Source organism: Sphingobacterium bambusae (assembly GCF_033955345.1).
Taxonomy (GTDB): domain Bacteria; phylum Bacteroidota; class Bacteroidia; order Sphingobacteriales; family Sphingobacteriaceae; genus Sphingobacterium; species Sphingobacterium bambusae.
The window spans coordinates 5,143,996-5,160,877 of sequence record NZ_CP138332.1; the positions used below are offsets into that span (position 1 = coordinate 5,143,996).

Consider the following 16,882-nt stretch of genomic DNA (forward strand, 5'->3'; position numbering starts at 1 on the left):
CCTGTCATTGTGTGATTACCGCCTTAATTGAGATACAAAAGAAGTAGATGCTTAGCGAAATATTAAATGTTTCGAGTGGTAGATTATTTTCATCCGCGCGGCTAAACTTGCTTAAAAGATGGTAGCACATCACTTCCCATCAATTCCAGAAAGCCAACTTGATCACGATTGACATTGTGCAACGTTATTCTGGTAAAGCCCATCGCTTTGTATTTTTTAAGTGCGCTGATCAATACTTCTGGTCGATCAACTAAGAGGACATGGTCCCTCATATCTTCAACTCGGACAAAGCGGGCGGCCTCATCAAAAAGTTTGGGATGCGAAAGCATGGCTTGGGAATCTCCTCCCAGTATGTTGTTCCTCCAATTTTCCCAAGCCAGTATCTCCGCAGTTTTTAGATCCTTGGCATAGGAAAGCTGTACCTTTATGGTTAATTCCCCATTTGGATTCCCCGAGCGGTAAGTCGTGGTAAGCTTTTCAAGCTTTTCATCAGGATGATTAATGGTAATTAAACCATCGCTCCAAGAGGCTAGCCAACCTGCTGTTTTCTCGCTAAGAGCCGCCCCAAAAACATTAGGGCTTGCAGAAGGCAAAGTATATAGCCTCGCTCCGACAACGTTGATATGCCCGTAATGTGTAACCTCATATCCGTCCCATAATCTTCGCATGATGTTTACACTTTCTTGGAGACGTTCGTTTCTCGTTTGTTTGTCTGGCCAAAATTCACCCTTAATGTTTTCGTTCATGGCTTGCCCACTGCCCACAGCTATCCATAGTCGATTATCAAACATTTGGTTAAGTGTGGCAACTGCCTGTGCTACGATCGCGGGATGATAACGAGGCGCAGGAGACGTGATGATCCCGAACTCCAATTTGATCGCCTGCAGGGCGGCTCCTAGCCAGCTCCAGGCAAAACCGCTGTGAGAGTCAGTTTCCGACCAAGGATGGAAATGATCTGAAGAGGTGATAAGCTGGAACCCGATTTTCTCGGCATTCTGCGCATACTGTAGTAGATCGCGGGGTGAAAATTGCTCGTGTGAAGCATGGTAACCGATTTTTAACATAGTTGGGCAGTTAATTAACTTTTTAAAGAAACGATCGAAGTCGCTTATCGTTTAGATTTTTGCTTCGAATAAAATTAAGGTGCTACAATTTGAATATCCTTAAAACACTTACTTGGCAAAATATGTTGTTCACCAATCTTGCTGCTTTTATTTTTTATCTAAAAAAGTTAGTAGGTTTATGAACCTTTATAGCTATTGCTCTGTTCTTCGTATGCAGTAAATGACCAGTATATAGACTTTAAAATAAAACAATATGGAAAAAATTGATGTCGGCATTATCAGTAGCTGTAAAAATTTTCGTATCGCTTTAAAAACTATTTTATCCTGCGCATCAGATGGCGATGTCAACAGCGTATGGAGCGAAAAGGACGTTGATATTGTGTCGGGAAAGAGCACTACTACTTTTAAAAAGCCCAAGGTTGTGATTTTGGATACTGACAACTCCCAGATACCAGTAGCTGATTTACTGGAATTTGTTCGTAGGAGTTATAAACGAGTAAAACTAATCGTACTGCTAGGAAAGCGGAGAATGGATTTAAACCTCGTCACAAAATATCAAATTGATAAAATACTGAAAAGAAATTGTTCCGAAAATGAACTCCTTTCTGCAGTTCGTTTTTGTTCCGATCATTCCTATTAAATTCTGTAGCTTAGTGAAGGAGAATTGATTCGGACGTTCTGGCTAACTTGCAATGATACACGTACCAGCTACATCATAAGAGATTGATTTTCGGTTTTCCTTGTTACAACTGCAACCTAGGTGCCTATTTCAACAAGCACAGGCATTTAATTGTAAACGGATAGCGCATTCGGGATTACCGTATTTGTGAGGCAGGCTTTAATAATCCTGTCTGCTCATATTTTATCGATATTATACCTTATGTTTCTTATATTTTTTATTATTCTTCCTTTTAAAGAATTCTTTCCATAGCAACACTTCGGAAACCTAAATTCTGGCTTTGCGTGCAGCTTTGACCCATTCTCGATGCTGACAGCGACTGCACGCTTGTGCATGGTCGGTAAAAATTGTTTGTGCGCAATTCGTACATGCATAGTAATCTAAACTTGTAATAACGATCGATTTCTTTTGATACTCTTTTCGGAAGTATTGGAAGTCCATATTTTGTCTGCTCAGAGGAATAGAAAAAAATACTCATCTTTCCATTGGATTCCAAAATTGCCGTTTCCACCTGTCCGATATGTTCAACACCTGCCTCGCGCATTTCTGCGAAAAACTCATCTTTTGCAAAGGTATGCTCTTTTTTTGCCTCTAGACTGAAAACGCCTTCCTCTACAATGTAGATCGGATCTCCCTCTAGAAGTCGTTCGAATTTGGAGTTCTTAGCTGCGAAATAGGTCAGAAGGCGATAGAATAGTACGATACAAACAAATACGATCAGTGATGGAAATACCGCCATTTCCCTATCAACCATGGGGTCGCCCGCAGCAGATCCAAGCGCAATAATGATAGCTACCTCAAAAATACTGAGCTGCCGAATTCCTTTCTTTCCGGTCAAGCGCAGAAACAAAAGAATAATCATAAACATGATGAAGGACTTTATCGCGATATGTCCAGCGAAGCTCCAATCAAGTTCATGAATAAAAATTTCTTGCAGTTCTTGTAAAGGCATTTTAATAGTATGTTGTGGTTTATCTAATAATGTTTTCTGAACACTTTAGTTTATTATTTTTAATCTTTTAACTCAGTCTGCGCTGACTTTGGAGGTGATTAGACTCACACAATACAATTCGGAGATCGATAGATTATCAAAGCGTTTTATGCAATCTTCTTAAATTTTATGCATCTTTCAACGGATGGAAGGACGATGCCATTTCTCCACGAAGTGGTTACATACCTTTTTCGCTCACTTATGTGACCATTGCTACCGCTTACATGGGGTAGTTAAAGCCGAATTCTGTTAGTGACACATCTTTGAGCATATCGTCTTTCTCGATGCTTTTTGGCATGCATATTATGCCCTTCTGTTGCAGTAGCGTGAGATTTTTTATCACGTCAGCGCAGTGTTCGAGAATGCTGTTCGTAATACCTTGCTGATTACGTATATCTCTTAGTAAATGAATTATGGTAATTTCTGTAGCATTGAACATAACTGCTGCGATTTAAGGGGATAGATGAATGATGCAATGATATTAATACGTTTTAACTAATGAAAAGTTGTTTATATTACAAATTGTTGTCACATAGTTTTACGTTAATTGGCACGTCTTCCAGATAATCAAGCCAAATTTTTCTTTTTAGTTCCATTGAAAAATAGTCTTACTAAAGAACCTAGGATATCAGAGTTTTATTATGGCGGTTAGCTGTAGGCGCTACATCAGCGAAAGTTACTTTAAATTATAACGACGCTTTGTCGGGTATTTGAACAAAGGATGATGTATTTTGTAACTTTCAAACGAAGGCGCTGTAAATAAAAAACAAACCACTAGAAAGACAATAGGCTTTCTAATGGTCGTTTTGAATGCTGAGCTATTTGCGCAAGATTAGATGTCTTGCGATATGCTGGTGTTTCTATGGGTGCCCCATTCCACCGGCCGCGCCATATATTTGCCCCGTTGCATAACTTCCCTCATTAGAAGCTAATAAAACAAAAATACCTGCTAATTCTGCTGGCTGACCTGCGCGCTTCAATTCGGACATTTCGCCAAACTGGGGAATAGCTTCTGGTGGCTGACCACCACAGATTTGTAGAGGCGTCCAGATGGGACCCGGCGAAACGCCATTGACGCGGATACCCTTGCTGCCAAGCTGTTTGGATAATGACTTAACGTAGGCTACGTTTGCCGCCTTTGTCTGCGCATAGTCGAAAAGAATTCCTGCCGGATCATAAGCTTGTACGGAAGTCGTGGCTATGATAACCGATCCAGCTTTCAGGTGCTCAAGTGCAGCTCGGGTGATCCAAAAGGGCGCATAAACATTTGTTTTCATCGTTGCATCAAAACTATAACTGGAAATATCCGCAATGGATTCGCTCGCCTGCTGACGCCCAGCGTTATTAACCAAAATATCTAATCCTCCCAAATTTTTGACTGCTTGTTTGACTAGGTCCTCGCAGAAACGCTCGTCGGTAATATCCCCTGGTATAGCGTATCCCTTTTGACCAGCCTCTTCAATAAGAGCGATAACCTCTTGGGCGTCCGATTCTTCTTCGGGAAGATAATTGATCGCTACATCAGCGCCTTCTCGGGCATAGGCTATCGCCGCCGCACGCCCTATGCCAGAGTCTCCACCTGTTATTAAGGCCTTACGTCCACGTAGACGATTTGACCCAACATAGCTGTCCTCGCCATGGTCGGGGAGTGGATCCATTTTCGATGCTAGGCCGGGGAATGACTGCTGCTGTTTAGGATAGGGCGGTTTTGGATATTTTTCCAACGGATTTTCTAAGGCGTCTTTTTGCGTTTTTTCCATAGTGTTCTTTGATGATGTAAATTAATAAGTAACATTCTAGCGCATGTGCTACGATACTGCACTTACTGTGCTAATAGAACTGTGCAACTTAGTAATCGTTCTTGAAAATGCATTTTAGATCTTTACCCTTACTTAGCTAGATTATCTCATGCAATAGCATAATATTATATCTGTACTAATGCAAGCATGCTGTTGCTTGAAAAAGTGTCCTTGCAACATAATTAAGTACTACAGCATTTTTGTGGCCACCTTATGCAGCGTATGCTAAGTAAAATCCGACTACTTGGGATTACGACTAGTACCGCAATACATATTGTCCACACTTTTAGAAGATGAAGGCTTGTTTATTATTAATAGAACAATTGGTTTTGGTGAACTTTTGGGTCGGTGGTTTGTGCTATGTTAAACAAATAAGAAGATGACACCTGCGGAGAGACACCTGAAGATCATACAGAATGGAAGGGAGCTAAATTTTATTTACTATCCCGGAAGAAGCGAAAACACTTTTGATGTCATAAACCTTGATCTGAAAGATACGGTATATTCTTTCAGCTTTGACCTTGACAAGAAGAAGTACTCAACTGCTAAAGGCCTATTAGATCAGCATTTGCTCTATTTTATTGGAAAACATATCCTGCACGCGGAGTTTTAGTGTGCCGTATGAAACGGATCGTTATATGAACACTTTCTTCGGCCAATTTCATACAATTATGTACATTTCTCCAAAAGCATGCTTACTGATTAGTATGGCATTAACAATAGATAAAAATAGAAAATAGTCAATGGACAAACAACCCAAAATTGAAGATCTCGCCCTGATCAGCGATAAGAATACATGTGCGATTCTGGATAAACAAGGAACTATTCATTGGTATTGTCCTAGCCGCTTTGACGGTGAAGCTGTAATAAATAGTCTACTGGATGTTGAAAGGGGAGGACATTGGACTGTTACGTTGCCTGAGGCGAGTTTTTCCAAAAGATACTATGGAATTAACAACAGTTACTTAAGTACGAATTTTGAAGCGAACGGGAATGAGTTGGAAATCAAGGATTGTATGCCGATCGGAACAGAATGGAAAGGTATTCTTCGCATATTTTCACCTATGGCTCAAGGACTGTATTCACAACTAAAGTTAACGCCGGGATATGGTACAAAGATCGACCAACCAATATTGGTAGGAGATGGCACCATATTCTTTGAAGATAGTCAACTTTATCTTCATACTTCAGCCGAGATCTCTATCGAAGATGACTCTACGGTTGTTCTACAGGTTGCTGCATCGCAAGAATGCTGGGCGCTATTAACTGCTAAAGCCATTCGTCCCATCGATGCAGATATTGCATGGATGTTGAAAAGCACAGGGGAATACTGGTCAGAGATCGGCAGTCATTTTTCTTATGAGGGTCTATTTCAAAGGCAAGCAGTACGTTCGATCCGCGCTATACAGCAGCTTAGCTGCGCACAAACAGGGGGAATGCTGGCCGCCGCGACAACCTCCTTACCCGAAGTTATTGGAGGTGAGCGGAATTACGACTACCGTTATGTTTGGGTACGAGATACGGCATTGATCACTGGAGCGCTCTCGGTACTTGATGGTGATGTACACGCCGAATACAGATTTTTGGATTTTCTTTCCAAAGCGATTGAGAAAAATCCACGTAAGTGCATTTATCCACTCTACACCATTGATCATGAAAAAATTGATCATTTGGAGGAGTTGAATCTAAGTGGATATTATGGGAGCCGTCCCGTACAGATCGGCAATGTAGCCGCCGAGCAGCTGCAGCTTGATGCTGCAGCCAGCGTCTTGATAGCCTGTCAGATGATTTATGAGAAGTACAAGGAGACGCCTCACTGGCCCCTTATTCGTAAAATTACGGATTTTGTAAGTAAAAATTGGCGAAGACCAGATAATGGTATTTGGGAGGAAGGGAAAGAACTGCATTACACTGCAGGGAAGGTGTTCTGCGCGAGGGCATTGGAGATGATGGCTCGCTACAGTGAAGATCCTATAGAAGCTGACGAGTGGCTTGAGCAAGCAGCTCTTATCCGTAAGTTTGTAAAGGAGCATTGCATGACCAGTGATGGCGCGTTTGCTAATTTCGCAGGGTCACAGGAGGTTGATATTTCGGCGGCACTTTTCACGGTCTGGGGGTATTGTGAGGCGAACTCCAATGAAATGAGAGCGACGACGGATTACTTGGAAAAAAACTATCAAAAGGACAACTTATATTGGCGATCCCTAGTGGAGTTTGATTCACATAAGGAAGGGGCATTTCTCGCCGGCACATGTTGGTTGGCCCACCATTATGCCATAGCAGGAGATTTTAGTAAATCTGAACAGATTCTGCGTGCGGTAGAAGCTTGCGCTAATGATCTGGGATATTTCAGTGAGGAGTTCGATCCAATAGAAAATCGCATGTTGGGCAACTTCAATCAAACATTTGTGCATTCTTCATTTATTTGTGCGGCTAATGGTCTGAGCTGCGAAATGAATGGTATAAGTACGATTGTACGATAGAATACATTAATCGCAAAGTTTGGGTAAATATGTTAGATTTTATTGCCTTTTTAAAAGCTGTATACAGATAGTTTTTTGCCCGTTTTGAACCTTATGCATACTGCAGCTGATCAAATAAGCATTAACAATGCTTATTTGATCAGCTGCATGGTTACTCTTCTGGAGGTAATTCTGTGCTTGATGCTTCGCAAATTGTTAGCTATTTGATAACACACATTCTATGTTTAAAACTTTAAAAAAATCAACAAAGGTTGTCTTATCAATATTTCTTGTCCTCTTGGTTCTGCGGATAGCGCTTACACCGATAGTAAAAAGCTATGTAAATAAGCAACTAAATGAGCTGCCTGGCTATAAAGGACATGTAGATGATATCGAAATCAGTTTATACCGGGGTGCCTATCAGATTAGAGGTTTGGTGCTAGATAAAATTTCGGATACCACAAAGTATGCATTTCTAAATATTCAGCATGCAGACCTATCTATCGAATGGAAGTCGATATGGAAAGGAAAATTGGTCAGTGAAATTGAATTGAGCGCACCGCAGATTCATATCCTAAGGGAATCAGCCGATCTATCTAAGGAGCCTTCCAGAAGGCATTGGTCGGAAACGGTTAAATCGCTGATGCCTATCACCATAAATAAATTGGTGATTCAAAAGGGATCCTTTACATACTTGGATCGACAGGCCAGTCCACATATAGATCTGCATGTGGATAGCATGCAGCTGACGGCCTATAATCTAGCAAATGTAGATGAAGATAATGGGCAATTGCCCGCTACGCTTTCGATAAGTGGAACCTCGATTGGTGGCGGTAAACTAAACGGCGACATGAAGCTTAACATTCTTAAGGAGATTCCGGATTTCGATCTGGATCTGGAACTGCGTGATGTCGATATGACGAGTTTAAATAGTTTCATCAAGGAATACGCGACCGTGGATGTAGAGCGGGGAACGTTTAGCGTCTTTACGGAACTAAAGCTTATCGATGGACAAATTGACGGTTATGTAAAACCGTTCGTAAAAGATCTGAAGGTACTTGATTGGAAGAAAGATGTGAAAAAAGGGGGATTCTTTCAAGCTGCTAAAGAAGCGGTTGTCGGACTGGTAGCTAAGGTAGTAGAGAATCCCAAAAAGGAGACTGTTGCAACGACAGTTGTAATAGAGGGAAATATTAAGGATCCTAAGACCAGTACATGGCAGACCTTTTTAGGTATACTTAAAAATGGATTTATTAAAGCGTTAAAGCAAGGGATTGAAGGCACGGTTTAATAAAACATTTTTTCTTGGTATGGATGTGCTATTGACCAGTTAATTCTGCTCACCAGGTGAACCAATAAAAAGACTGTAGTGGCTGAATATCTTTTTAATTTATTGCGTTGTAATCCTCTTTACGCTTAAGTACCTAACAATATGCGTCGCTTAATCGACCTGAGGTCGATTTTGACCTTGATAAAACAAATAACCACACGCAGGTCAAATCATTATATCTGACATAAATTTTACTATTTACCTGTTTCCATATGGGGAGCATCTACAGGTTTTGATTCTGGAGATCCTTTTTGTCTTAAAAAAATCGTTAAGATGACTATAGAGGCGACGGAAAGAAATTCGCTCTGCCAATTTTGTAGCGATTCAAACCAGAAATCGGGCTTTGAAATAAAGGATACCAGGTCGATCGAGGGTTTATTGACCATGCCCAATTCATCATTGTAATAGCGAAAGCTTCCAACCAGATGCATCGCCCAACTGAAAACAAATAGAAACGCAAATGAAATTGATAGCGAATGCTTGTAAAGTTTAAGTCTCCAACCTCCTGACCTGACCGGCCTTGGCGCGTCCAAAGTCGGGATAGGATCCCGATCAACAGGTTCTTTCTCGTTCAGTTTTTTTGATTCGGCTGAGCCAATCTGTCTTAAAAAAATAGTCAGAACTACGTAGAGCATCATTTGCAAGAATTCGCTCTGGAAATTTTCAAATGTAGCAGAGATGAAATGTCCGCTTCGCAAATAATACAAGAGGTTCAATGGACGCTGTCCGACATCTGCAAGTTCAGAATTGTAGACTTTCCATCCGAAAATTGTCTGTCCAAAAAGTGCGGCAACAAACAACGCCAAAAAGACGATCGATAGGCTGTTCTTATATATAAAGGATTTTTTCATGTCTCAGTACTTAGTTTTCCGAACCTAAAATACCAAGCACGAGTTTTTCCCATTGTGGATGCGACAGGCCCAACTTAGCACCCAAGCCAACAAACATATTCCTGATATTATCCAAAGACCGATCGTTTTCTCTATTTATTTCCTCATTTCTTCCTGCATAAATGACCGTTAGTTTTTCGTCTTCGACTTTTACCACAAGGGTAGTACTCGCATTGGCCTTAAAAAAGTGAGCCACCTTACCGCTATCCGGTTTATCGGGCGGAGGAGCGGGTTTCAGCGTGAGCATTACGTAAAGTTCTTCAAGGCGTTCGTCGATCTTCGTAATGGTTACCCAGTCGAAGCCATTACCGTGTGCAGGTCCTGGTCCCGGTATATCGATCTTAACATAGTCACCTTCCTTCGCTATGCGAGACACTTCCTGTCCTGTCTTGTCAAGAAGATAAAAGGTTGAACTTGCGCCCGCTACCAGATCGGCCCAATTATTAATATGCAATAAACGATTTCTTGCCTCGGTAAACGTTGCTTTAAGTTTTAACGGATCTCGGAATAGCCGCTGTTTAGTTATATCAAGTTTTTTTCCCCTTATCTGTGGTGGAATGTTGTCTTTTTCAAAGCGTTCCATAGTGTGATGTATCTGTCATTCGTTAATTCGGCTATATATTATGCATCATTTTTATTTATGTCATCTTCTAAGGCTGTTCATCGATTGTGCTTTATTCAATCGATACCCGGCCGAAAACCTGAAACGTTCTTAGGAATACAAGAGAAGTCAGGTTTTGTTTGCAATATGCACCTTAGCAACACACTACTGTAATATGGGTCTTACTGACTATATCTTATTTCTATAATAGGTGTTGCCTAATCGTAGATAACACGGTTTTAGCACAAATTGGTTTGCAATATTTATTTTTAATATTTGGATAATCTTTCAGGCATTCTTCTAGACGCCTAATGTTAACCAGTGTTTGCAAGCTCCTTATTATAGCTGCAGAATTTGGCGCGTTTTGCATAGCGAATACTTTATTTTTTTGCAATAAGTACACTCATAGAATGCGATTGTACATCGACAGAATTCACGGGCCCATATATATGTCGGTGATCCTTTTCGGGCGAATATGTGTCTATCGCTATCTTCCATCCTTTTGCATATTGTCGCGTGGGTAGTCTGAAATCTTCGACCTGCTTTGTTGGATTGAAGAGAATATAAATGTCGTCATCTTGTATTTGTTGATTGAAATGGAAAACCTAGAATTATTGCTAGGATACCTTCTTGGTTTCCAGGGTAATATCGGTGCTAGCGGGTGAAGCGTAAAAATTATGGGATTGTAAAACTAAGTTTGTTTAATGTCGTTCTTCAGATAAGAAAATAAAAACGATATGGCAAAGAAAACAGAACAATCAGACATGCCCAATGCACATCTACATGAATTGTTTGTGGATGAGCTCAAAGATATTTTAGGGGCAGAAAGACAGCTATTGCAAGGACTTAAAAAACTAATAAAAGCTGCAACGGGAGAAAAATTGAAAGCAGCATTTCAAACGCACTATGAGCAAACAGAAGGACATATTGATCGTCTGAAAGAGGTTTTTTCATCTTTGGGAATTCCTGCCAGAGGCAAGAAATGTAAGGCTATGGAAGGTCTTTTAGCTGAAGCAGAGGAGATTATAGAGGAATTTCAGGATTCTCCTGAAGTGATCGATGCTGCTTTAATCGTAGCCGCCCAAAAAGTAGAACATTATGAAATAGCAAGTTACGGGTCTGTCGTCACCTTCGCGAAGTTGATGGGCCATGAGGACGCTAAGGAAATTCTAGGGCAAACGTTGGCCGAAGAAAAGGAAACTGATGAGCTGTTAACAGATATTGCGCTATCTGATGCAAATACCGCAGCTTAATCGAAATTTAAAGTATCAAAAGCCGGCATTTAGCTGGCTTTTTTAGTTTCATAGCGGCCTACCGATATTGTCGAAAAGAATACATACTGAGACGGACTTTGACAAACTTATTTCATGCTGAATTGTTGTATTGTTAAGCATAGATAGACAGCCATGAACAATACCTTACTCGTGCTTACCGATTTTTCAGACAATGCCTGGTCGGGCATCCGCTACTCGGCATTTCTCGCTGAGCAGTTTCAGTGGAAGCTACATATTCTGCACACCTATACACTTTCAGCCAATTTGACCTTTCAAGATCATTTTGGGGAAGATATGGTAGAAGTACAGCGAGAAGAACGGGAATCGAAAATGGATATTTTGCTAACAAAATTAACTGCTTTCCATCCACATTGTAATGTGACCACGGCCTGCATGCAGGGTGATGTGGCTGACACCGTCCTCAATTTGCTGCAGGAAAATAGCTACACATTTGTCGTTATGGGAACAGCTGGTGCAAGTGGACTAAAAAAACGCACTTTGGGAAGTAACACGTTAAACATGATCAAGTGTTGTCCAATTGGAATAATAGCTGTACCGGAGCAGTTAGAACAGTCTAAACTCGATAAGGTGGGATTGCTCACTAATTTTAAAAATAATGAACGAACCTTGTTGCAATCGTTAACCGATCGCGTGCCCCGCTCTTTCGATCTGCTGTTAATGCATGTGACGGAAAAAGATATAACTACTGCTCCAGAGACGATCACGAGTCTCACCACAGCATTTTCCGACAAGCTTCAATTGGATAGCATTAAATATATTGAAAAGAATGCCGTGTACCGATTGGACTATTATATGCCTATACCCCGGGCGATCGATTGGATGATTGAAAAGGAGGGAGTAGACCTATTACTCGTTTGTTACAATCAAAAGAGCTTTTTTACAAGATTTATATCGCGGAATCTGCCAAAGTATATAAGTAATAACCTGTTGATTCCTACATATTTTAAATCCGAGAGCTTTTTATAGTGTCGATTATTTTCTATGAATGATAAATAGTCTAAAGCTTTTACGATTTCCTTACTAACCTCAAATATGCTTGCTTAAAGCAGTAGCATTTAATAGATAAATCTAACGGTTTAGTTTACCGCCTACCGGATTTTGTAGAGGGCTTAACTAGTGTGTTTTGGTAAGCAGCTATGCTTGAAAAATACTGATTTGTTTAAGCATAATATGACTATTTGCCAATCGAAACGGTCAAAAAGGCTGCAAAGGTACAATGGCCGCCATCCGCTCATCTTCCACCAAAAGACTACGGCATAACGGACTACTTCCCTAAAGGGCGCCCTTCCATTATTCCGTTTCCTTTTGGTCTTACCCTTGTCCATAACCTTATTTGGCTTTCTTTTTTTCCGTTTTTTCTTTTGGAAAATAGCTAGAAAAAACAAACGAGAGACGGAGAGGGGAGCTGAACAGATTTTTTAATTTTTAAACTTTTTAGGTTATGAACATCATTGGTAGAGTAACAAAAGATGCACAAGTGCAGACCACCGCAGGTGGCAAAGAAGTCGTTAATTTCTCGGTAGCGGTCAATGACAGCTACAAGAACAAGCAAGGCGAACGTGTCGAGCAGACAGAGTTCTTTGACTGTGCCTATTGGCTCACACCTAAAGTAGCGAAGATGCTTGTTAAAGGTTTGCTTGTGGAATTGATCGGCCGAGTAAGCGCTTCGGGTTGGATAGATCGGGATGGCAATCCGCGTGCAACGCTGAATTTTCATGTATCAAGCATTAAGCCGCTTTTCGGTAGTGGTATTCGGGCGGAGGAAAATGATGAGGTGGTTGCCGAAGCAGTAGAGGACGACCTCCCATTTTAGGACAGCGGTTTTAAAGTGGTAGTCGTTTAGGCTATCACTTTAAAATCTTGCCGAATGGGTCGATTTTTAATTATTCAATAAGATAGAAAGTAATTCTTTTAGATATGGAAAATGGATTTTTTAACAATATAGCACGTTTGGATTTTGCAGGTAACCTGCAATTGACGATCGGAAAGAGCGCGGAAAATGGATTGGTGGTATCGATTCTACTCCGCAATGACGCTTGTGGTGATAGCGCCAAGGATTTGATACCGCCGCTAACCTTGAAGGGTACAGCGGAGGAATTGGACGAAGATTTCTTTGGGCAGATCGCAAAGCCTATGGAGCAGGTTTCGGGTTTAATGGTGGATATGGAGGCTTTCCTTGCACAAATGGAGATTGCAAAGAAGAATTCGGCAATGGAAAAGCAACAGGAGGAAATGAAGCGCAAGGGTAGAGAAACCAAAGACAAGAAGTACAAAGAATCGATGGGCAAGGTGGACGCGCTTGAAAAGGAGGGCAAATTTCGTGATGCATGGACAAAGCTTCCCGATCCTGCTGAATTTCCCGAGCAGGCAGAACTTATTCGTAAGCGCAAAGCGGATTTGTCGGCTCGCTTTGCACCTGACCTCTTTGGTGCGAGCGCTTCGCAACTGGAAGATGTATCCGAGCACGTGGAGGAATCGAGTAATCTAGAAGATGATAGCGATCCGCTTGATAATGATGGATTCTCGGACGAGGAAGAATAGAATACTAAATTTTAAACTTAATAGCTATGCTACTAGCAACACAATTACCACGCGTTTTCATCTTGATGGATAAAGGGCAAGTGATAACCTTAACAGACCCAAACCCGAAGTGGTCTCCCCAAGCGGTGCTTAATTTTTACAGCGCGAATTATCCTATTGTGACTACGGCCAAGATTTCCGCACCAGTACTTAAGGATGACGCGGTACAATACCGCTTTGAAACGGTGATCGGAACGAAGGGTTAATTTTTAGATAAATAGTTATGAATCATGCACGAAAATATGGAACATTTGATCGAGCTGCCACAAGATCGCGCGCAGGAAAGATTGCACGCCGCGCTCGTCTACTTCGTGGATTACATGGAAAGACCGCGCGATGCAAACGAAGTTTTAAAAGACAGACAGCAATCAGTACCTGTGGAGATGCTTCCCATGGTTTTTTGAGGACGGCTTTTGCACCTAAATTGGCAAAGACTGATCTTAGCGATGTATGTGTAGACAGCAAGAAAATGGAGAGGGACTTTTATAGTTCCCTTTCTATGCTCTGCAAACAGTTAAATTTCTCCTTGCCGGAGACCGAGCAATTAGGTTTTCCTTGCAACATGGCTTGCGCTATGGATCATTTGCAAAGGGCGCTTAAGGCAACTGGTGAGGAATGGCAGGATATCAGGCTAGTCGAGGATGAAGGGTCGGTGTTCTTTGCTAGACAGCAGCGCTTCGACACTGGAATGACGCTTTATTATATTCCGGTAGAGCCGCTATTTTATATGCTTCGCGATAATAGCCGAAAAAAAGCTTCGCATTTGTTACTCTCCGCATTTGCTTACTTGTTTCAAGTCGCGCGGATTCCCTATCACAGGCATGAAGGGAATTATCTAAACTACACCTATGATATGCTTAATGATTGGAAAATGCAAGATGACGAAGAGGATTTGGCGTTTGTGAAAGAATATAGATGCATGGAGTACGTCGGAGACGTCATTGAACTTAAAATCCAAAATCCCGAAAACTTACGTAACTTCAAGAATCGTCTGGAAGGTTTTCGCACTAAAGATGACTTTGATCGCGATTGTCTTAAAATTGGAGAGTTAGCTTTTACACTTTTAACCGTTTATCCTGATGCCCATATTTATGATAAGTTTAGGGAGGGTTCATTTGTGGAGGAAGACGATGACCTTTCACGTCAAATTAGCCTTGATAATTACATCTCTTTTTACGGATCGGCTTGCGGTGAGCTTTCTGATCTTGTCATCGAAACGGTGAACACGGATTTACAGCAGTTTAGCGGTATCGACGAACCAACGATTTTTTTGCCGATTGACGGAAGGGAAATCAAAGGTAACAACTTTGATTTTGAAATCAAGCTATTTAAGTTAGTTGAAGATCTGTCCATTTTATTAAACAATTACAACTACTAATATTATGAAGGATATAACCCATCAAATTGGTACGCTGTACCACCCTAAAGCAGGTCTGCTGATTTATCAAAATTCAAAAACAAACAAAGATACTTATGTGGAGTATTTTGATATGGATGCATTAGGTCGTCCGATCAGTGCGCATCCGCTTTCGATTCGTGAGGCAGAGAAGCTAGCTAAATCGCTAAGCAACCAAGCGGAAGGCAAGCTAAATTACTTATCGGCAAAAGGCATGTTGCCTAGCAATGTCTTGCATTTTGATGCTGTAAAAAAGCAAGTGCTCTGGTATAGTAAGCCGCAGAACCGCGAGTTGTTCTTTGCTCCAGCTCTCGGCATTAACAGCGGGAAAGCGAATATTCCGGCTTTGCTTTGGCGTGCGGACGCGCAGTCTCTACGAGTCTATGCTTTCACTTCGGGCAAACGACCAACAGAAAAAACGACACTTTACCATGCACCCTTCTTTAACATTTACCAAGATGGTAAAGTGTGTATGGGGACAGTAGATGTTGATCTGCAAAATGAACGCTCTTTGGAGCGTTTCATGCAAACGTGGGAGAGCTACTTTTTTGAAAGCTATTTCAGCCATTTAATGAATGGTCACGAGCCAATAAAAGGTAACTGTGTCTTGCTATGGGAAAGCTTAGTTGGTAACGATAAATCTTTTCCGGCAAAAGTGCTAAAGAAAACGAATATGTCCATTAAAACTTTACTACTATGAATACAACTAAACCAAAAGTACACTTTGTCGATAACGGACTCTTAAATCCGACCAATCCGATTACGGTCAATTTGATCGGGGCAGGAGGGACTGGCTCGAAGGTGCTGACCGCTCTCGTGGAAATGAACCACAGTTTGCTTGCACTTGGTCATGCAGGTTTGCAGGTACGGCTGTGGGATGATGATTCAATCAGCGAAGCGAATTTGGGTAGACAGCGCTTTGCTTCCTCGGAACTTGGATTACACAAATCGGTGGCACTGATTAACCGCACCAACCGTTGGTCGGGAACACGATGGAGAGCGGAAGCAACAAAGTATGGTTTGGAGAGTTTCGCTGCTGATTCTACTAATTTCTCGGCTACTTTGACTGTTTCTTGTGTGGATTCTGTAAAGGCACGATTTGAAATTGCTGAAATACTACGAAAGATTGGACGAATTAGTAATTACAACAATCGCCCAAAGTATTGGCTAGACTTCGGCAATGGCCAAAATACGGGGCAGGTTTTGCTTTCAACTGTCGGGGAAATTGCGCAACCGAAATCGGAGCAATTCATTCCCGTGGCGAATTTGCCATTTGTTACGAATGAATTTGCGGCTTTGCTTCGGCGGTCGGAAATCATAGATGATACGCCCAGTTGTTCGGTCGCGGATGCTTTGCAAAAGCAAGATTTATATATCAATTCAGCGCTTGCGCAGATGGGTATGTCCTTACTTTGGAGCTTGTTTCGGCAGGGAATGACGTCACACAGGGGCTTCTTTTTGAATTTAAGGGATTTTAGGGCGCAACCGATAGACTTCGGATAGTGCTGTTTTAGCGCGCGCTTCGGGACTTCCGGTTTAGACCTAGAAGTCCCGAAGCGGAAAAAAGGATTCAATGCCGAGGCATCGATGTTATCTGAGTTGAGACGCTTCGCTGATTCAACTATCTTCTGCTATGAGTATTCGCGCAGGACATGTGGTATTGTGGTAGGATTAAAGTCTTTTTATGTAGCTGTATTTTCATCAACTGTGCTACTTAAAAATGTTGTACTTTAAAATCGGATAGCTGACAAAATCCTGTCTATTATATTTTGAGGAGATCTTGGTTTATTAAAAA

18 protein-coding genes and 1 pseudogene are annotated in these 16,882 nt (G+C 41.4%); 14 read left to right on the forward strand and 5 right to left on the reverse strand.

The window, feature by feature from the left end:
* Positions 1 to 101: 101 nt before the first annotated feature.
* The gene (locus tag SCB77_RS21310) at positions 102 to 1,064 is read right to left on the reverse strand and encodes a TIGR03885 family FMN-dependent LLM class oxidoreductase (RefSeq protein WP_320184024.1); all 963 of its coding nucleotides are present in this window, start codon (positions 1,062 to 1,064) and stop codon (positions 102 to 104) included.
* Between the two features lie 253 nt (positions 1,065 to 1,317).
* Here SCB77_RS21310 and SCB77_RS21315 point away from each other — a divergent pair, with 253 nt between their 5' ends.
* Positions 1,318 to 1,704 (forward strand): hypothetical protein, encoded by a 387-nt coding sequence (locus tag SCB77_RS21315; RefSeq protein WP_320184025.1) that lies wholly within the window; start codon positions 1,318 to 1,320, stop codon positions 1,702 to 1,704.
* Positions 1,705 to 1,975: 271 nt separating this feature from the next.
* Here the strand turns inward: SCB77_RS21315 and SCB77_RS21320 are convergent, their stop codons facing one another.
* Positions 1,976 to 2,695, reverse strand: coding sequence for a DUF421 domain-containing protein (locus SCB77_RS21320; RefSeq protein ID WP_320184026.1), 720 nt, complete (start codon positions 2,693 to 2,695; stop codon positions 1,976 to 1,978).
* A gap of 899 nt (positions 2,696 to 3,594) precedes the next feature.
* On the reverse strand, positions 3,595 to 4,494 hold the full coding sequence (locus tag SCB77_RS21325; RefSeq protein WP_320184027.1) for an SDR family oxidoreductase: 900 nt from the start codon (positions 4,492 to 4,494) through the stop codon (positions 3,595 to 3,597).
* Between the two features lie 418 nt (positions 4,495 to 4,912).
* Here SCB77_RS21325 and SCB77_RS21330 point away from each other — a divergent pair, with 418 nt between their 5' ends.
* The 4 genes and pseudogenes from SCB77_RS21330 to SCB77_RS21340 all read left to right on the forward strand — a co-directional run bounded on the left by SCB77_RS21330 (position 4,913) and on the right by SCB77_RS21340 (position 8,286).
* A complete protein-coding gene (locus SCB77_RS21330) occupies positions 4,913 to 5,146 on the forward strand; it encodes a hypothetical protein (RefSeq protein ID WP_320184028.1) in 234 nt (77 codons plus the stop codon).
* A gap of 130 nt (positions 5,147 to 5,276) precedes the next feature.
* Positions 5,277 to 5,465 (forward strand): annotated as a pseudogene (locus tag SCB77_RS23185) (trehalase-like domain-containing protein); the annotation flags it as partial.
* A gap of 84 nt (positions 5,466 to 5,549) precedes the next feature.
* Positions 5,550 to 7,016 (forward strand): glycoside hydrolase family 15 protein, encoded by a 1,467-nt coding sequence (locus SCB77_RS21335; RefSeq protein ID WP_320184029.1) that lies wholly within the window; start codon positions 5,550 to 5,552, stop codon positions 7,014 to 7,016.
* Between the two features lie 220 nt (positions 7,017 to 7,236).
* On the forward strand, positions 7,237 to 8,286 hold the full coding sequence (locus SCB77_RS21340) for a DUF748 domain-containing protein (RefSeq protein ID WP_320184030.1): 1,050 nt from the start codon (positions 7,237 to 7,239) through the stop codon (positions 8,284 to 8,286).
* Between the two features lie 233 nt (positions 8,287 to 8,519).
* Here SCB77_RS21340 and SCB77_RS21345 read toward each other — a convergent pair whose 3' ends face one another.
* The gene (locus SCB77_RS21345; protein WP_320184031.1) at positions 8,520 to 9,176 is read right to left on the reverse strand and encodes a DUF6766 family protein; all 657 of its coding nucleotides are present in this window, start codon (positions 9,174 to 9,176) and stop codon (positions 8,520 to 8,522) included.
* A gap of 10 nt (positions 9,177 to 9,186) precedes the next feature.
* Complete coding sequence (locus tag SCB77_RS21350; RefSeq protein WP_320184032.1) at positions 9,187 to 9,798, reverse strand: hypothetical protein; 612 nt, start codon at positions 9,796 to 9,798, stop codon at positions 9,187 to 9,189.
* 755 nt (positions 9,799 to 10,553) lie between these two features.
* On the opposite strand from SCB77_RS21350, the gene SCB77_RS21355 reads away from it, so the two are divergent.
* The 9 genes from SCB77_RS21355 (at position 10,554) to SCB77_RS21395 (ending at position 16,590) form a co-directional block, all read left to right on the forward strand.
* A complete protein-coding gene (locus SCB77_RS21355) occupies positions 10,554 to 11,069 on the forward strand; it encodes a YciE/YciF ferroxidase family protein (RefSeq protein ID WP_320184033.1) in 516 nt (171 codons plus the stop codon).
* 153 nt (positions 11,070 to 11,222) lie between these two features.
* On the forward strand, positions 11,223 to 12,077 hold the full coding sequence (locus SCB77_RS21360) for a universal stress protein (protein WP_320184034.1): 855 nt from the start codon (positions 11,223 to 11,225) through the stop codon (positions 12,075 to 12,077).
* Between the two features lie 475 nt (positions 12,078 to 12,552).
* On the forward strand, positions 12,553 to 12,924 hold the full coding sequence (locus tag SCB77_RS21365) for a single-stranded DNA-binding protein (RefSeq protein ID WP_320184035.1): 372 nt from the start codon (positions 12,553 to 12,555) through the stop codon (positions 12,922 to 12,924).
* A 104-nt stretch (positions 12,925 to 13,028) separates the two neighbouring features.
* The gene (locus SCB77_RS21370) at positions 13,029 to 13,652 is read left to right on the forward strand and encodes a PRTRC system protein E (RefSeq protein WP_320184036.1); all 624 of its coding nucleotides are present in this window, start codon (positions 13,029 to 13,031) and stop codon (positions 13,650 to 13,652) included.
* Positions 13,653 to 13,678: 26 nt separating this feature from the next.
* Complete coding sequence (locus tag SCB77_RS21375; protein WP_320184037.1) at positions 13,679 to 13,897, forward strand: PRTRC system protein C; 219 nt, start codon at positions 13,679 to 13,681, stop codon at positions 13,895 to 13,897.
* A gap of 24 nt (positions 13,898 to 13,921) precedes the next feature.
* Positions 13,922 to 14,095, forward strand: a complete 174-nt coding sequence (locus SCB77_RS21380) for a hypothetical protein (RefSeq protein WP_320184038.1) — start codon at positions 13,922 to 13,924, stop codon at positions 14,093 to 14,095.
* A 65-nt stretch (positions 14,096 to 14,160) separates the two neighbouring features.
* On the forward strand, positions 14,161 to 15,069 hold the full coding sequence (locus tag SCB77_RS21385; RefSeq protein ID WP_320184039.1) for a hypothetical protein: 909 nt from the start codon (positions 14,161 to 14,163) through the stop codon (positions 15,067 to 15,069).
* A 4-nt stretch (positions 15,070 to 15,073) separates the two neighbouring features.
* Positions 15,074 to 15,787 (forward strand): PRTRC system protein B, encoded by a 714-nt coding sequence (locus tag SCB77_RS21390; protein ID WP_320184040.1) that lies wholly within the window; start codon positions 15,074 to 15,076, stop codon positions 15,785 to 15,787.
* On the forward strand, positions 15,784 to 16,590 hold the full coding sequence (locus SCB77_RS21395) for a PRTRC system ThiF family protein (RefSeq protein WP_320184041.1): 807 nt from the start codon (positions 15,784 to 15,786) through the stop codon (positions 16,588 to 16,590). Before SCB77_RS21390 ends, SCB77_RS21395 begins: the two co-directional genes overlap by 4 nt.
* Positions 16,591 to 16,882 lie beyond the last annotated feature (292 nt).

What these genes read in the sequence shown, in the direction of transcription:
- SCB77_RS21310 (WP_320184024.1), bottom strand. Translation starts at nt 1,064, where the DNA reads ATGTTAAAAATCGGTTACCATGCTTCACACGAGCAATTTTCACCCCGC.
- SCB77_RS21315 (WP_320184025.1), top strand. Translation starts at nt 1,318, where the DNA reads ATGGAAAAAATTGATGTCGGCATTATCAGTAGCTGTAAAAATTTTCGT.
- SCB77_RS21320 (WP_320184026.1), bottom strand. Translation starts at nt 2,695, where the DNA reads ATGCCTTTACAAGAACTGCAAGAAATTTTTATTCATGAACTTGATTGG.
- SCB77_RS21325 (WP_320184027.1), bottom strand. Translation starts at nt 4,494, where the DNA reads ATGGAAAAAACGCAAAAAGACGCCTTAGAAAATCCGTTGGAAAAATAT.
- SCB77_RS21330 (WP_320184028.1), top strand. Translation starts at nt 4,913, where the DNA reads ATGACACCTGCGGAGAGACACCTGAAGATCATACAGAATGGAAGGGAG.
- SCB77_RS21335 (WP_320184029.1), top strand. Translation starts at nt 5,550, where the DNA reads ATGCCGATCGGAACAGAATGGAAAGGTATTCTTCGCATATTTTCACCT.
- SCB77_RS21340 (WP_320184030.1), top strand. Translation starts at nt 7,237, where the DNA reads ATGTTTAAAACTTTAAAAAAATCAACAAAGGTTGTCTTATCAATATTT.
- SCB77_RS21345 (WP_320184031.1), bottom strand. Translation starts at nt 9,176, where the DNA reads ATGAAAAAATCCTTTATATATAAGAACAGCCTATCGATCGTCTTTTTG.
- SCB77_RS21350 (WP_320184032.1), bottom strand. Translation starts at nt 9,798, where the DNA reads ATGGAACGCTTTGAAAAAGACAACATTCCACCACAGATAAGGGGAAAA.
- SCB77_RS21355 (WP_320184033.1), top strand. Translation starts at nt 10,554, where the DNA reads ATGGCAAAGAAAACAGAACAATCAGACATGCCCAATGCACATCTACAT.
- SCB77_RS21360 (WP_320184034.1), top strand. Translation starts at nt 11,223, where the DNA reads ATGAACAATACCTTACTCGTGCTTACCGATTTTTCAGACAATGCCTGG.
- SCB77_RS21365 (WP_320184035.1), top strand. Translation starts at nt 12,553, where the DNA reads ATGAACATCATTGGTAGAGTAACAAAAGATGCACAAGTGCAGACCACC.
- SCB77_RS21370 (WP_320184036.1), top strand. Translation starts at nt 13,029, where the DNA reads ATGGAAAATGGATTTTTTAACAATATAGCACGTTTGGATTTTGCAGGT.
- SCB77_RS21375 (WP_320184037.1), top strand. Translation starts at nt 13,679, where the DNA reads ATGCTACTAGCAACACAATTACCACGCGTTTTCATCTTGATGGATAAA.
- SCB77_RS21380 (WP_320184038.1), top strand. Translation starts at nt 13,922, where the DNA reads ATGCACGAAAATATGGAACATTTGATCGAGCTGCCACAAGATCGCGCG.
- SCB77_RS21385 (WP_320184039.1), top strand. Translation starts at nt 14,161, where the DNA reads ATGGAGAGGGACTTTTATAGTTCCCTTTCTATGCTCTGCAAACAGTTA.
- SCB77_RS21390 (WP_320184040.1), top strand. Translation starts at nt 15,074, where the DNA reads ATGAAGGATATAACCCATCAAATTGGTACGCTGTACCACCCTAAAGCA.
- SCB77_RS21395 (WP_320184041.1), top strand. Translation starts at nt 15,784, where the DNA reads ATGAATACAACTAAACCAAAAGTACACTTTGTCGATAACGGACTCTTA.